This is a genomic window from Brevibacillus sp. NPDC003359 (assembly GCF_042878995.1).
Taxonomy (GTDB): domain Bacteria; phylum Bacillota; class Bacilli; order Brevibacillales; family Brevibacillaceae; genus Brevibacillus.
Window position 1 is genome coordinate 13533 of record NZ_JBIAOR010000005.1, and the last position, 14756, is coordinate 28288.

General features: G+C 47.3%; 11 protein-coding genes. 3 read left to right on the forward strand and 8 right to left on the reverse strand.

Features of this window, described 5'->3' with window-relative positions:
- Position 1 precedes the first annotated feature (1 nt).
- On the reverse strand, positions 2-1978 hold the full coding sequence (gene uvrB / locus ACFYU8_RS15805; RefSeq protein WP_390300583.1) for an excinuclease ABC subunit UvrB: 1977 nt from the start codon (positions 1976-1978) through the stop codon (positions 2-4).
- A gap of 179 nt (positions 1979-2157) precedes the next feature.
- Between uvrB and ACFYU8_RS15810 the strand changes: the two genes are divergently transcribed.
- On the forward strand, positions 2158-3090 hold the full coding sequence (locus tag ACFYU8_RS15810; RefSeq protein ID WP_390300585.1) for a flagellar hook assembly protein FlgD: 933 nt from the start codon (positions 2158-2160) through the stop codon (positions 3088-3090).
- Between the two features lie 64 nt (positions 3091-3154).
- Here ACFYU8_RS15810 and ACFYU8_RS15815 read toward each other — a convergent pair whose 3' ends face one another.
- From ACFYU8_RS15815 to ftsE, 6 genes are all read right to left on the reverse strand, one after another.
- The gene (locus ACFYU8_RS15815; RefSeq protein WP_390300586.1) at positions 3155-4849 is read right to left on the reverse strand and encodes a hypothetical protein; all 1695 of its coding nucleotides are present in this window, start codon (positions 4847-4849) and stop codon (positions 3155-3157) included.
- Between the two features lie 131 nt (positions 4850-4980).
- Positions 4981-6342: a PDZ domain-containing protein gene (locus ACFYU8_RS15820; RefSeq protein ID WP_390300588.1), complete on the reverse strand. Its 1362-nt coding sequence runs from the start codon at positions 6340-6342 to the stop codon at positions 4981-4983.
- A 15-nt stretch (positions 6343-6357) separates the two neighbouring features.
- On the reverse strand, positions 6358-7827 hold the full coding sequence (locus ACFYU8_RS15825; RefSeq protein WP_390300590.1) for a S41 family peptidase: 1470 nt from the start codon (positions 7825-7827) through the stop codon (positions 6358-6360).
- A gap of 92 nt (positions 7828-7919) precedes the next feature.
- Complete coding sequence (locus tag ACFYU8_RS15830; RefSeq protein WP_390300592.1) at positions 7920-9122, reverse strand: murein hydrolase activator EnvC family protein; 1203 nt, start codon at positions 9120-9122, stop codon at positions 7920-7922.
- Positions 9123-9149: 27 nt separating this feature from the next.
- Positions 9150-10046, reverse strand: a complete 897-nt coding sequence (gene ftsX / locus ACFYU8_RS15835) for a permease-like cell division protein FtsX (RefSeq protein WP_390300594.1) — start codon at positions 10044-10046, stop codon at positions 9150-9152.
- A complete protein-coding gene (gene ftsE / locus ACFYU8_RS15840) occupies positions 10036-10722 on the reverse strand; it encodes a cell division ATP-binding protein FtsE (protein WP_390300596.1) in 687 nt (228 codons plus the stop codon). The genes ftsX and ftsE overlap by 11 nt, the downstream gene beginning before the upstream one ends.
- Positions 10723-11057: 335 nt before the next feature.
- On the opposite strand from ftsE, the gene ACFYU8_RS15845 reads away from it, so the two are divergent.
- Positions 11058-12215 carry an iron-containing alcohol dehydrogenase gene (locus tag ACFYU8_RS15845; protein ID WP_390300598.1) on the forward strand — a complete coding sequence of 386 codons (1158 nt, stop codon included), beginning with the start codon at positions 11058-11060 and terminating at the stop codon, positions 12213-12215.
- 363 nt (positions 12216-12578) lie between these two features.
- Here the strand turns inward: ACFYU8_RS15845 and ACFYU8_RS15850 are convergent, their stop codons facing one another.
- A complete protein-coding gene (locus tag ACFYU8_RS15850; protein WP_390300600.1) occupies positions 12579-13688 on the reverse strand; it encodes a GerAB/ArcD/ProY family transporter in 1110 nt (369 codons plus the stop codon).
- Between the two features lie 140 nt (positions 13689-13828).
- Between ACFYU8_RS15850 and ACFYU8_RS15855 the strand changes: the two genes are divergently transcribed.
- A complete protein-coding gene (locus tag ACFYU8_RS15855; RefSeq protein ID WP_390300602.1) occupies positions 13829-14740 on the forward strand; it encodes an acetamidase/formamidase family protein in 912 nt (303 codons plus the stop codon).
- The last annotated feature ends 16 nt before the right edge of the window (positions 14741-14756 follow it).

Consider the following 14756-nt stretch of genomic DNA (forward strand, 5'->3'; position numbering starts at 1 on the left):
CTTAGAGTTCCGCCTTCAGCTCAAGAATCAAATCACGCAATTCGGCAGCACGCTCGAACATGAGGTTGCGTGCGGCTTCCTTCATTTCTTCTTCCATACGTTCTATGACAGCCACGCGATCCTTCTTCGGCATTTTCTTGAAGTCTGCATGTGGCAAGTAATCTGCTTTTTCCTCCGCTACCTTGGTCGCCTCGATCACTTCGCGGACGGACTTCTTCACGGTTTGCGGGGTGATGCCGTGCTTTTCGTTGTAAGCGACCTGGATAGCCCGGCGACGCTCCGTCTCCCGAATGGCAGAGGTCATCGAATCTGTCATTTTGTCCGCGTACATGATAACGCGTCCTTCTGAATTGCGCGCTGCCCTACCAATCGTCTGAATCAGTGAGCGCTCATTACGTAGGAAGCCTTCCTTGTCTGCATCCAAAATAGCCACAAGTGACACTTCCGGCAAGTCCAAGCCTTCCCGCAGCAAGTTAATCCCGACTAGCACATCAAACTCACCCAAACGCAATGAACGTAAAATTTGCATCCGCTCAATCGTTTTAATATCCGAGTGAAGATAGCGGACCTTGATCCCGATTTCTTTCAGATAGTCCGTCAAATCCTCAGACATTTTTTTGGTCAAAGTCGTGACGAGAACCCGCTCATTTTTGGCAATCGTGGCTTGAATTTCACCAATCAAATCGTCAATTTGTCCCTTGATCGGACGTACCGTTACCGTTGGATCAATCAAGCCTGTCGGACGAATAACCTGTTGCACCATTTCTGGGCTGTGCTCCTGCTCATAAGGACCAGGTGTAGCTGAAATGTAGATCGCTTGTTTCAGCTTTGCTTCAAACTCCTCGAACTTGAGTGGACGGTTATCACGTGCGGAGGGAAGACGGAATCCGTGATCGACCAGTACATCCTTCCTAGCGCGGTCACCATTATACATCCCCCGAACCTGTGGCAAGCTCATATGCGACTCATCCATCATGACGATAAAATCTTCTGGGAAGTAATCCAGCAAGGTATAAGGAGCATGCCCGGCAGGCAGTCCTGTCAAATGGCGCGAGTAGTTTTCAATACCGGAGCAGAAGCCCATCTCCATCATCATCTCGATATCGTATCGTGTACGTTGCTCCAGTCGCTGTGCTTCCAAGAGCTTGCCCGCATCACGGAATTCTTTCAGTCTTTCTTCCAGCTCGGCCTCGATGCTTTGGACAGCCAGCTTCATTTTCTCCTCGCGCGTCACGTAGTGAGATTTAGGGAAAATGGCAACGTGATCACGCTGTCCCAAAATCTCACCGGTCAGTATGTCAATGGAAGTAATCCGTTCAATTTCATCACCAAAAAACTCGACGCGAATCGCCTGCTCACTTTCAGAGGCAGGGAAAATCTCCACCACGTCGCCTCGCACCCTGAATGTACCGCGTGTAAAGTTGATGTCATTGCGTGTGTACTGGATGTCGACCAGGCGATGCAAAATCTCGTCCCGCCCTGTTTCCATGCCGACGCGTAACGACAAGAGTAACTCCCGATACTCCTCAGGCGAACCCAATCCGTAAATGCAGGAGACGGAGGCAACAATAATGACATCTCGGCGTTCAAACAACGCACTGGTAGCTGAGTGACGCAGCTTGTCGATCTCTTCGTTAATGCTCGAGTCTTTTTCAATAAACGTATCTGATTGGGGAATGTATGCTTCGGGTTGATAGTAATCGTAGTAGCTGACGAAGTATTCTACCGCGTTGTTCGGGAAAAACTCCTTAAACTCTGCACATAGCTGAGCTGCCAGAGTTTTGTTGTGTGCCATCACGAGTGTTGGCTTGTTCACCTGAGCAATTACCTGGGCAGCCGTATAAGTCTTTCCCGTTCCCGTCGCACCAAGTAATGTCTGGTGTCGCTTGCCAGCCTGTAACCCTGCCACCAGCTCGGCAATGGCGGTCGGCTGGTCACCGGACGGTTGAAACTCCGATACCAATTCAAAACGCTCCATTCCCTCGTTCATCTCCTCATAGCATGACTGTTTCTACTTCCATTATAACACAATTCCGGCTAGTTTAAGCCCAAAATTCGAACAAACGTTTGTCTTCATCTTTCCACCAATTTTTCCGATATAGATGAAGGAAGTACAAACATGCGCAGATAGACTCGCCACCTTCAGGGAGGATTGACATGTCAGATACCGGAACAACCGTTAAAAATAACCCTTATATACAGCCGCATATGAGCTATAAAGGCAAAAAAGAATTCACCACCGAGCTCGACCAAAATGCCTTTATGAAGCTCATGCTGGAGCAGTTAAAGCATCAAGACCCTATGTCCCCAATGGACAACTCTCAGTTCATCCAGCAAACAAGTATGCTGACCATGGTAGAAAAAATCACAAAAATGACCACGCTGATGGAGCAATCGAACAACAGCATGGTCACTTTGGAAAAGTATGAAAAGCTGGTAGGTCGTACAGCTTCGTATTCTATTACCACAAAAGACGAGATGACGGGAGAAACTTCGACGGAGAAGAAAGAAGGCGTACTTGATGCCGTCTACATGGATCAAGGCAAAATCTACTTCCGTATCGCAGGCGAATCGACACCGATTCCGCTGGCAGACGTCTCCGGACTGGAATCGCAAGGTCTGGCTGGTAATACGCTCGATAACAGCGTGAAGTACATGGAAATGATCGGTCGAGAGATTTCCTATAAAGTAACCAAGGAAGTCGACCGGGATGGCAATCCAGCTACCACAAATGACATTTCCAAGGTTGATGAAATCTTGAATGGCGTCATCACTGGCTTTACCACCAAAAACGGTACCGCACAGTTCCAACTGGATAATGGATCAACCGTAAAAGCCGAAGAAATCGTAGGCATGACAGTGAAACCTGAAAACAGAACAATGGGCAACTCCCTTGCCTACGCGCAAATGATCGGCTACAACATCACGTACAACCAGTCCCAAACGAATCCAGACGGCACCAATACTAATACCCCTCTTACCGGAGTGGTTAAGGCTGTCAGCATGAAAAACGGAGTAGTCGAATTCGTACTCCAGGATGATAATAAAGTCGGTCTCAATCAAATCACAGGATTCGAAGCAACTGCCTAAAATCCTATACAAAAAGCCGCACCTCTTCGAAATCGGAGAAGGCGGCTTTTTCTCATGCAGAATCCTATTCGTTTACGATTACTTTTCCGGTTATCGCATCCACATAAAACGTATCATCCACTTTAAATTCTCCTCCGCAGAAGCAGTGCGAGCGAGTTTGGCGAAACGAAAGGTCATAGCCAAGCTTCCAGGTAATCGTGTCTTTCTCGTAATCCAGCTTGTGGATGTAGGTCAGCTCAAGTGGATAGGTTTGTAGCAAACGTGTCATGGCCACTTGTTCTTTGAGCGCTTGGGAACGGGCTGGGTATATGACACTCGCTGGTTTGTTTATGCTCACCTGCTCCCAAGTACCCGTCCATGAATCGATACGAATCGTATACATCCCCTCTTCCACACTCTGATTAATCCCATAGACCGGAATGCCGCTCACAAAGGGATCAGCAGTGATCGAAGTATATCTTTCATTACCATCCTCTATTATTTGTATCTGATTGCTTCCAGACGGAGTCAGTCTTTTTAACAGCTTTTCCGCTTCCGTTCGATCTCGCTTCTTATCTGTTTTCACGTTAGACCATTGCGGATTGTTCACCTTAGTGGAGAACTCTAGCAGTTCACCAGTCTTTGCATCTGTCACGAGGAGATGATGCTGTTCGCCGTTACGGCTTCCCTCAGGAAACGTACTCATTCGAGATATCTTGTCAGCATCGGGAACGCCTTCACCAAAATGGCCCCAAATGAAATAACGAAGGACTGGACCATCATCGTAACTCGCCTCATAGATGGACAGCGGCAGCCTTTCTGTTTCCACTCTAAACAGCATGCGCAACAAGTCACGTGCTTGCGTCCCTGTTTGCGCTACCCACTTCTCTCCTGTTCCAGTCACGTTGATGGTTTGGGTCGGTTTGGCTGTCGTTCCCGTGTTTGTTGTTACTAATCGTTTGCCACTGAAGGCATCCACTGCACTACCTGTATGTTGTTGAGTTATGATTCCATTTTTCAGGACATAAGCGAGCTTTGCTTCTACCTGATCGCTTTGATTATGAATGGGCAATAAATAAACGAGCTCCAAAGGACGGCTCTCTTGCCACTTTTTTACGGCTTGATCAGCAGAGATGACGCGCTGTGGAGACGGGAGTGAGGAAGGACTTACTTTTTCATATAACCTGCCATCAAACGTGGAAAACCAAACGATTCTTCCCGATGCATCAAAACTAACGAGACAATCGTAGTCGTCATCGAGCACCACATTATTCAGTACTCGCACCAGTCGAACCGTCAATAGGTCCTTATTTTTATAAACCTCTCTCGCTTGATAGGTGTTACCCGTTCCCTGCAAACCAGCGACAAAAGCCAGCGCACGTGTTTTGGCTTGCTGCTCATTCGGGTAAACAGGCTTTGTTGCTACTTTCGGGGCAAGATTCAGTCTGAGCAACTCCCCAGTCTGTCCGTCAAAAATCGCATCATCCATGGACGAATCTGCCTCAGCAGCAGACTTTGCAAACGTGACCACCACCCCACTAACACCAGGTCCATCCACATCGCCACCGTAAACGACATAGCGCGAAGACAGCTCCGGTAAAAGCTTGACTAGCTTTTGGACACCTTTCGTCACATGCATCGGCACAGCCACAACCGATTGAGCCTGCGCTACAGTCATAGGACTCGTTGCGTCTGCACCTGATAAGGGTGCGGAAAAAACTGTGGCGGCAGCTAATGTACCCGACAAAAACCACGAGACCGTTTTTCTCACCTTGAACACCGAACCCACTCCCTCTTTTTTCCTCCTACATAGAGACGCAGCAGCCTCCAGTAAGTTTCCGGATGGACAAGCCTTTCTCGAAAAAAAAGAAGGCATGCACTTTTGACTGCATACCTTCTCCCCACCTATTCTTATGCCCCTACATTCAGCTTCTCCAGCTTTTGCTTGATCAGCTCGACTACACTTGCTCGTTTCAAATCAACAAATGCACGGGTATTCGCATCCGGAACCACAATGATTCCCAGTTGGTGATGATTACCCGCATAGACCGCACACTGTACGAACTTCAGCTCGCCCTCACGTGTGAGTACTTCCATTTTACAAAAGGCAGAATTGGCTTGTAGCGCCGGATACAAATCTTCTTTTTCCTGCACCGAAATGCCATTTACTTTCACGATAATCTCACCTGGCGTTATGCCGATCTCCTCTGCTCTTGTACCCGGAATGACACCCATTACTTTTACACCACGCGGAGACTGGATGAAATAAGGCGAGCGCTTTCTTTCTTGATACTGACTCCAGAAAAACAGCGCCTCATGACCGAATAGCGCAAAGATCGCAGCCAGCAAGATCAACGGATAAAACCATACAGTCAGAGCGCACAAACCCAACAAACCGATCGCATACAGTGTCAAATTTTTCGCAACCTGCGCTGCTTTTCTATACGGAGTCATTGTTTGCGTCATATCGGAGAATCCGGTCACCGTCGGCAGAAGCATCAGTCCGAATGAAGCAGCTTCCGGTGAAAAGAATGGCCATCCTGGATACAACGCACCACTGATAGCACCTGGCTCCATCTGTACGAACAGCACAGCTGGCGTCAGCCAAAAAGAATGGAGCAAATAGGCACCGACGATCCGCCCGCGCTGCCCTTCCACGAACAGCGGAGAAGCGTCCCGCCCGCCATTCCAGCGTACAAGCATCGCTTCAATCAGATGCATGATCGCAACTAACGCAAGCAACGGCAAAGGTTTAGCCTGACGAATCATTTCCCAGACATCGCTCAATCCTGGAACATCCATAACCGGTGGAACGACCTGTGCGATCGCATGTAAAATCGCCAAAATCCCTGCAGCATATGCGAAACAGAGAAACCGTAAACGAATCAGCGCCAAGATCAGCGCCAATCCCCATAGTATCCACAAATCCTGTGCTTGCACGACCACGCCGATTCCTGCACTAAGAAGGGAAATAAGCAGCCCTCCCACCAAGCCCATTCCTACAGCCCGAATCGTCGAGAGCAAGGGGGACTGAATGCGCGCAGAAAAAAGCTGTCTTTCCAGGTTCATCTGTCTGCGATAATGCAAATAAATAAAAACCAGAAAGAGATAGAAGACAGGATTGATAAAAAATGCGGCAAAGCCATATGCAATGGTAAGCATATCTGCCTGTATCGCCAATTGCCTCACCTCAACTGAAAGAAAGAAAAACCACGGCATTTGATTTGCCGTGGTTATCATTTCTACGGATAGAAGGTAATTACCTGCTTCCATTTTCTTGATTATTCATTACTTGCCCGTGACTACCTCCAGAGCTTTTTGCAATTGCAGGTCATTCTCTGGCTTCGTCATCGTTTTACGGAGACTTTCTTCCAGCGAAGAGCGTGTCTTCGCGTCTACTTTGCCAGTTACCTCAAGTTTGTTGGAGGTTTGGAACTGCTTGATTACTTCCTCTGTCTTTTCATCAAAGTAGCCATCTTCTCGTCCTGGTGACAGATTCAAGCCCTTCAGGATGAGTTGCAGGTTTTTCACGTCAGTGCCAGCCATGTCGCGCTGCAATACTTTATCTGCAGGTAACAAAGTTGCGTTGAAATAGTCCGGTTGCTTGACTGCAAAGTCTGGCACAATGCCTTTTTTATGGACCCATTCACCATTCGGTGTGACCCACTTGGCAATCGTCAGCTTCAATTGGCTCTTGTCGTTCATTTCCATTGTACTCTGAACGGTTCCCTTACCAAAGGTCTTCTCGCCGACCAGCTTGTAGTTGCCGCTATCCCGCAGGGCACCCGCTAGAATTTCCGATGCACTGGCGCTTCCGCCATTAATCAGTACCGAGATTGGATAAGCCTTGGCAGCTTCTGTATTCGAGAAATACTCTTCTTTTTGCTGTCCGCCATTTCCATACTCGATTTGGACGATCTTGCCTTTATTCGGTACGAGGATTTCTCCGATTTCTTTCACAGCTAACAAATACCCGCCCGGATTGCCCCGAACGTCAATAACCAGACCGCCAATCCCCTTCTTCTCGAGAGCAGCCAGCTGTTCTTTGAAGTGCTTAGCTGTTTCTGTAGAGAATTGGGTAATGTTGATCACACCTACTTTAACACCGTTCTTCTCGAGTATCTGACTGTTTACCGTCTCAATCGGAATATCATCCCGCACACACACGATGGTAAGAGGCTCTGGCACTCCGGCTCTCACTACTTTGAGAACCGCCTTTGTCCCTTTTGGTCCACGAATCTTAGTCACTGCCTGATGCAGGTCCAATCCTTCGAGGGATTCATCGTTTACGCTCAAAATTTGGTCGTTTGGTCGCAGCCCTGCACGCTCCGCTGGAGAGTTTTTGAATGGCGAAACAACCGTTACCCGACCATTTTGCATCGTTACCTCTGTCCCGATCCCTTGGAAAGTCGAGTGTAGGGTAGATGTGAACTCCTCAGCAGAACGAGGGTCCATGTAATCACTGTACGGATCTTCGAGCGATCCGACCATTCCGCCAATTGCACCTTCTACTAACTGTTCATTGGTGACATTTTGGATGTAATCTTTCTTGATTGCTGAAAACGCCTCGTACAGCTTCTTGAACTCTTTCGGATAATCTCCGCTCCCAGAAAACAGCGCCATGCTGGATGCTGTCAGAGCCCCGCCTTGACTTGAACTGGCGCTAGCCGATGTCTTCATGATTGCCATCGTAATAAAACTGCTGGCTACCATCGAGATAAGTACAAGCGCGATTACGGTACGTCCTTTCCATCTCACTGTTACGTCACCATCCTTTGTGCTACCGGAAAAAGATATGCTGCTAGTGTATGCATGTTCCGTTAACAATATTTGTCTGGTCGCACGAGGGTCTACTTCAAGTACGGCATAGGATTGACTGCTACGTCATTTTTATAAACGGTAAAGTGCACGTGATTTCCGGTTGAGCGACCTGTCGATCCTACCTCGGCGATCTTTTGACCCCTCGAGACGGATTGCCCAACAGAAACCTTGATACCTCCCTCGCGAATATGACCGTAGAGAGTGGTATATTCCGCGTTATGCTTAATCATTACTGTATTTCCGTAGCCGCCGTTGTATCCTGCAAAGAGAACGACTCCGTCAGCCGCAGCCAAAATTGGCGTTCCTTTCCGTGCTGCCATATCTAAACCATTATGCCCAGCCGAACGGCCTGTAAACGGATCTTTCCGCATTCCAAAGCCCGAACTGAAGCTAAATTGTCCACTTGCGACTGGCAAGGCAAACTTTCCACCCTTGTAGCCTGTACTGGAGGCGCTCATCGCACGTACTCGCTCCGCGTATTTGGCTGATTCCTGTTTGGTGATAGTCAAAAGCTCCTGTCCATACTGCTCCAAATCCACTTCCAGTGCAGATTCTTTCTTATCTAATTCTGCCTTGACCACCAAACTTTGTTTGTACTGCTTGTCCAATTCGACTTTGAGATCCTCAGCCTCATCGAACATTCCGGAGTACACAGTCAGTTGATGATCAATTTCTTTCTTTTTGGTCTCGATTGTTTCCTTATCACGAATGTTATCCTCTAAAATTCGCGTGTCCTGCTCCAAAATAAGTTGCAAGGCCTGCATACGCGTCAAAAAGTCCCCAAAGTCAGAGGAACCAAGAAGTACATCCAAATAGGAGACATTCCCTCGTTCATACATCGATGTCACACGTGTTCTGAGCAAGGCATCCCTTTTGGCTACGCGGTCTTTTGCCTCATCTAACTGATCCTGTGCATGTGCTGCTTTTTCCTTGGTATCATCCATTTGCTGCTCAAGCTTGTCCAGCTTTTTCTGTGTATCGTTGCGACGCAAATCAATTTGCATCAATTGCGTCTCCAGGCCCTTTTTCTCTTTTTGCACGGTATTGATCTGTTCTTCGGTCTTCTTCAATTGCTGCTGCTGGCTTTTCTTCTTCTTTTGGATTTCTTTTAGCTCTCGATTAATCTTGTCCAAAGAGGCCTTACTAGGCGCTGCCAAGCTCACATTCGTCGGAATCACCGTACCGACTACAAGCCCAGTGATTACGAGTGCTAGCAGGATTCTCTTTCTCATGATACTCCTCCCACGCTCTTCAAATTATTAAACTCGCAAGAAGCGACGTACGGACACCAAGCTTCCCCAAATCCCGATGAATGCACCAATCGCCAGCAAAGCCAGCGCCACTTGATACACGAGCGGGAATAGCGGCAACAGTTTAAACAGTTGGGAAGCTTCAAAGCTAGAGTGAATGGCATCCAGGAGGTAGTAATACCCAACCGTTAACATAATGGTCGGAATCAATGCCCCTGTCACACCCATCAAGAGCCCTTCCACAAAGAATGGCCAACGGATAAACCAGTTCGTGGCACCAACTAGCTTCATGATTTCAATCTCTCTACGACGTGCCACAATCGTCAGCTTAATTGTGTTGGCAATCAAGAACATCGCTGTAAAACCAAGTCCAATAATAAAGCCAATCCCGACATTACGGACTGCTCCAGTCAAGGAAAACAGCTTTTCCACAGTGCCTTCCCCGTAAGTCAGACTCTTGACATACTGGAAATTTTTAATTTGAGCGGCAACAGTAGCAGTCTCTTGCGGTTGCTTCGTTTTTACTACAAACGCATCCGGCAGAGGATTGCTTTCCTCCAAGCCTTCAAACAAGTACGCTTTTTCACCAAGGCTCTCTTTAAACTGCTTCAGACCCTCGTCTTTTGGTATAAATGAAACGGACTCCACTTGCGGCAGCTTCTTGATGTTATTTTCAACCTGCGTGATGTTTTCTTTCGTCGCCAGCAAGTCCATGAAAACACGTATTTCTACTTGTTTTTCTACGGTTTGCGCAAAGTAATTGACGTTCATCGCGAGGATGAGGAAAACGCCCAAGATAAAGAGGGTAATGGTCACGGCACTAATAGAAGCGAACGACATCCAGCCGTTCCGCCCGAGGTTTTTGACCCCTTCACGGACATGGCGCCCCAGCGTCCTAATCTTCATAACCGTATTCCCCTCTCTGCTCATCACGGGCAATCTGGCCTGCTTCGATCGCAATCACCCGTTTTCTCATGGTGTTTACAATTTCTCTATTGTGGGTAGCCATAACGACTGTCGTGCCATTCTGATTGATTTCTTCAAACAGCTTCATGATTTCCCATGAGGTCTCTGGATCCAAATTCCCCGTCGGTTCGTCCGCGATAATAATTCCCGGACTATTCACCAGTGCTCGCGCCAAGGCAACACGTTGCTGCTCACCACCGGACAGCTCGTTTGGCAGCATTTTTGCTTTATGCTTGAGCTTTACCAGACCCAAAACATCCATCACGCGGGGCTTGATTTGTTTAGGATTACTCTCGATTACTTCCATAGCAAATGCGACATTTTCGAAAACCGTCAGTGTCGGCAGCAGTTTGAAGTCCTGGAACACGACACCGATACTGCGGCGGACCAAGGGAATTTGTCGCTCTTTGATTCTGCTGACATTGAAGCCACCCAAAAAGATTTGTCCTTTTGTCGGCTTCTCTTCACGATACATCAATTTGATAAACGTAGATTTACCTGCACCACTGGGGCCTACTACGTACACAAATTCACCTTTCTCAATCCGAATGTTGATACCTTTCAAAGCATTCGTTCCATTCGGGTATGTTTTCCACACATCGAACATTTCGATCAAGCCAATCACATCCTACTTCGTCAGATCCTTCTTTATTTATCTTGATCCTGAATTTTTGTTAACGGTAAAATCGACAAAACCCTCTACCCACTAGCAACCACTGCCATACCTTGTTGAAAAACAGCGGGATTTCCCATCTTATCCATTATACCACCACGATTCAAGGATGGTATCCACTAAATCTCTCATTTCTTGTCGAAACAGCTTCGATTGTTAACAACTGTCACGATTTAGGGAGAAAAAAAGATTGCACATTCGTGCCTAGCATCATGGAAAACAGTTGGCTACAATGAAGTGTGACAAGAGGCTATCATGTAAAAGGAGCTGGTAATAACGTGGAAAATTTTGTTTACCATAACCCGACACAGCTGATATTTGGACGGGGTCAATTGGCCCAGCTCGAGGAAAAAGCAAGACAGCTAGGCCCCACTGTTCTTTTGGTATATGGTAGTGGCAGTATAAAGCGAACTGGTCTCTACGACAAAGTCATTTCTCTGCTTGAGTCTGCGGGCTGCCGCGTACATGAATTGGCAGGAGTGGAGCCAAATCCACGTCTGAGTACCGTCAACAAAGGAATTGAGCTATGTCGCCAAGAGGGCGTCAACTGGATACTCGCTGTTGGTGGAGGCAGTGTAATCGACGCGGCCAAAGCAGTCGCTATTGGTGTTCCCTACGAGGGAGATGTATGGGATTTTTATACCCGTAAAGCGATCGCACAAGAGGCTCTGCCCCTCGGTACCGTACTGACACTTGCTGCTACTGGTTCTGAAATGAATCGGGGAAGTGTCGTCACCAACTGGGAGACACAAGAAAAGCATGGAGCTGGCACGACGTTTCCGGCGTTTTCGATTCTGGACCCTGAACATACGTTTAGCGTGCCTCGCGACCAGACGATCTACGGAATCAGCGACATTTTGTCCCATGTATTCGAGCAGTATTTCACACATACAACCGAAATTCCATTGCAAACCCGTTTTGCCGAGTCGATCATGAAGACTGTCATCGAAAACGCAGAACGCGTCCTCACCAATCCGGAAGACTACGATGCTCGCGCCAACATCCTGTACTGCGGGACAATGGCCTTGAACGGCACTCTCCCGGTGGGAGTCACAACGGACTGGGCAACCCACTCCATTGAGCATGCTGTCAGTGCTGTTTACGACATCCCGCACGGTGGCGGCCTAGCGATCATCTTCCCAAAATGGATGCGTTATGTGTACTGTGATAACGTCGCTCGCTTTGTTCGCTTCGCAACAGAGGTATGGAATGTCGATCCTTCTGGCAAAACAGATGATGAGATCGCTTTGGAAGGGATTGCCGCTACAGAAGCTTTCTTTGCGCGTATCGGTGCCCCGACCCGATTGGCTGATTACGATATCACCGACGAGCACTTGCAGCTCATGGCCGAAAAAGCCACTCCGTTTGGTCCGATTGGTCAATTCAAGTTGTTGACGAGTGACGATGTGGCGCAGATTCTTCGGTTATGTTTGTAAGCCTAGCTTTGTTCTAGCCAATAAATCGACAGCTGGAAGCAACTGATTAAATACTAATCAGTTGCTTCTACTTTTTTGAAAACAGATATCCTACTAGCGTCATTTAAATAGAACGTAGCACAAAATCAAATACATCTATCATTTTTTGCGAAATATTGTTTAAATTCTGTATTTATAACCATTTTTAAATAGAATATTATGAAAAATGTAAAATAAAGCCGTTCTGGTGCTGAAGGTAACACCATAAACAAATTAACTATGGCTCGTCCCATTCAAGTGGACGAGCCATAAATTTATAGGTACACACGAAAAATGGACTGTAAAATTAGAAAGTCAGCTTCAAGCATCCTAGTGAAATACGGTTTAAGCTCGAGATCTTTGACCCAACCATCTTTTTCGAATGGCATACCCGCATAGCAGCACCAACGGTACACCGAAGCTGTAGGTAAAATCATAGAATGGCCAGTACTTCGCAATGATGTCGCCAAAGACGACAACATTGGGCGAGAAAATTGTAGACATCACCATGAGCAAAACGATATACGGCAAGACCAAAACATTGAAGTTGTCGATTCGAAAGACGTGACGGATCCCTAATTGAAAAAACACGCAATAAAGCGTAATTTTGACGCTCACCGCAATAAACCAGATCACCGCGATAATCGCCTCTAGCCGCTGAATGAAATCCCCGAGCTTCAGCTGTTTGATGAGAACATACGTCGGATAAAAATGCCGCGCGGTCTGATCTGCCCCCAACACAAGTATGCACATCAGCATGATGATGAACAGTACAATTCCCCCAAGCAACGTCCCCAGGAAAAAAGATCTCATCCGTTTTTGGACGGGAGAGACAAACGGTAGAACCGCCATAAAAATGACCAGCTCTGAATAAGGAAAGGCAATTGCCGCCGTAGATCCCTGCAAAATAGGCTTCCACCCATTTTCAAATACAGGCTGAATTCTCGATATTTCCGCCTGTGGCAGCAAAGTAATCATGAGTAAACCAAAAAGGAAAAAGAACCAGACGAAGTAGATCTCTGCAGATTCGGCGACTGTTTGCAATCCCAATCTCACGCCAAACATAATCACAATGACAAATAGCAGCTGTATCGAAAATCTTGGAGTAGTGCCCAATAGATGCGTGCCTACAAAGTCGCCAATCTCCATTACGTGCGCCCCTGCTGAAAACAGCGTATAGCTAATAAACGAGAGTGTAATGATCGTTCCCAGCACTCTCCCGACGGTTTGATCAACAAAGGTGAAAAAGCTTTGATTCGGGTAAAGCTTCCCTACTGCTATGAGTAAGACAATATTGAGCAGTCCCACCACAAGCCCGACCAGGACGGATATCCACGCATCTTGTTTAGCAAGTCCAGCCGTGATGCCAGGCAGGACGAGAACGGAGTCCCCAATCGTAACAAGGGTAACGAGCATCAAAAGTTGACGGGGACTGATGTTGTAACTCTCTTGCATGATTGCTCCCTGCTCTCTTTAGACCTTTCGACACCTTTGTACAATTATTTCCTCCATGATTCGGCGCTAAACACGTAGGCATTTCATGCTATGATAAAGAAATATATGTAAATTCCGAAATGGAGTGGAGGACTGCAACCATGTACAGAGTAAAAAAGCAGGACGTGATTTATGCCATGTCACCTGAGAATCAGCCGGTCTTGAAGGTGGAAGCAGGCAGTATCGTAACATTTGAAACCTGCGATTGTTTCGAGGACCAAATCCAATCGGCAGACACCGCATTTCAGGAGCTTGACTGGAATCGGATCAACCCCGCTTCCGGCCCTATTTATATAGAAGAAACAGAACCAGGCGATATTTTGGTTGTACATATTCAGAAAATTGAAATTAAAAATCAAGGCGTAATGGTTACTGGACCAGATCTGGGTGTAATGGGGGTCGACCTGCAAGAAAATGTGATCAAAATGATTCCGATACAAGATGGAAAAGCTGTATTGTCGGACAAGCTTCAGGTGCCAATCAATCCCATGATTGGCGTAATTGGAACAGCTCCTGCCAAAGAAGCCATTTCATGCGGTACGCCGGGAGATCATGGCGGCAACATGGACTGCAAGCAAATGCGTGAAGGTACTACATTGCTTTTACCCGTAAATGTTCCCGGCGCATTATTTGCCCTAGGAGACCTTCATGCTGCAATGGCTGACGGTGAAGTAGCTGTATGTGGTGTGGAAATTGCCGGGGAAGTAACCGTAAAGCTCGATGTGATAAAGGGAAAGCAGTGGCCGTTACCAATGGCAGTCAACCAGGAGCACTTGATCACGATTGCGTCAGAAAAAGTGCTGGACAAGGCTGCGGATCGAGCGGTAATCAACATGGTACACTTTCTACACGAAGAGCTGGGAGTAGAAAAGACCGAAGCCACCTTCTTGCTCTCCGCAGCGGGAGATTTGCGTATCTGCCAGGTCGTCGATCCTTTAAAGACAGCCCGCGTGGAATTGCCCCTTGCCTACGCAACCGCGTTAGGCTTTGAACCGAAAATGGTAGGTAGATAAATATAGAACGCAAAAA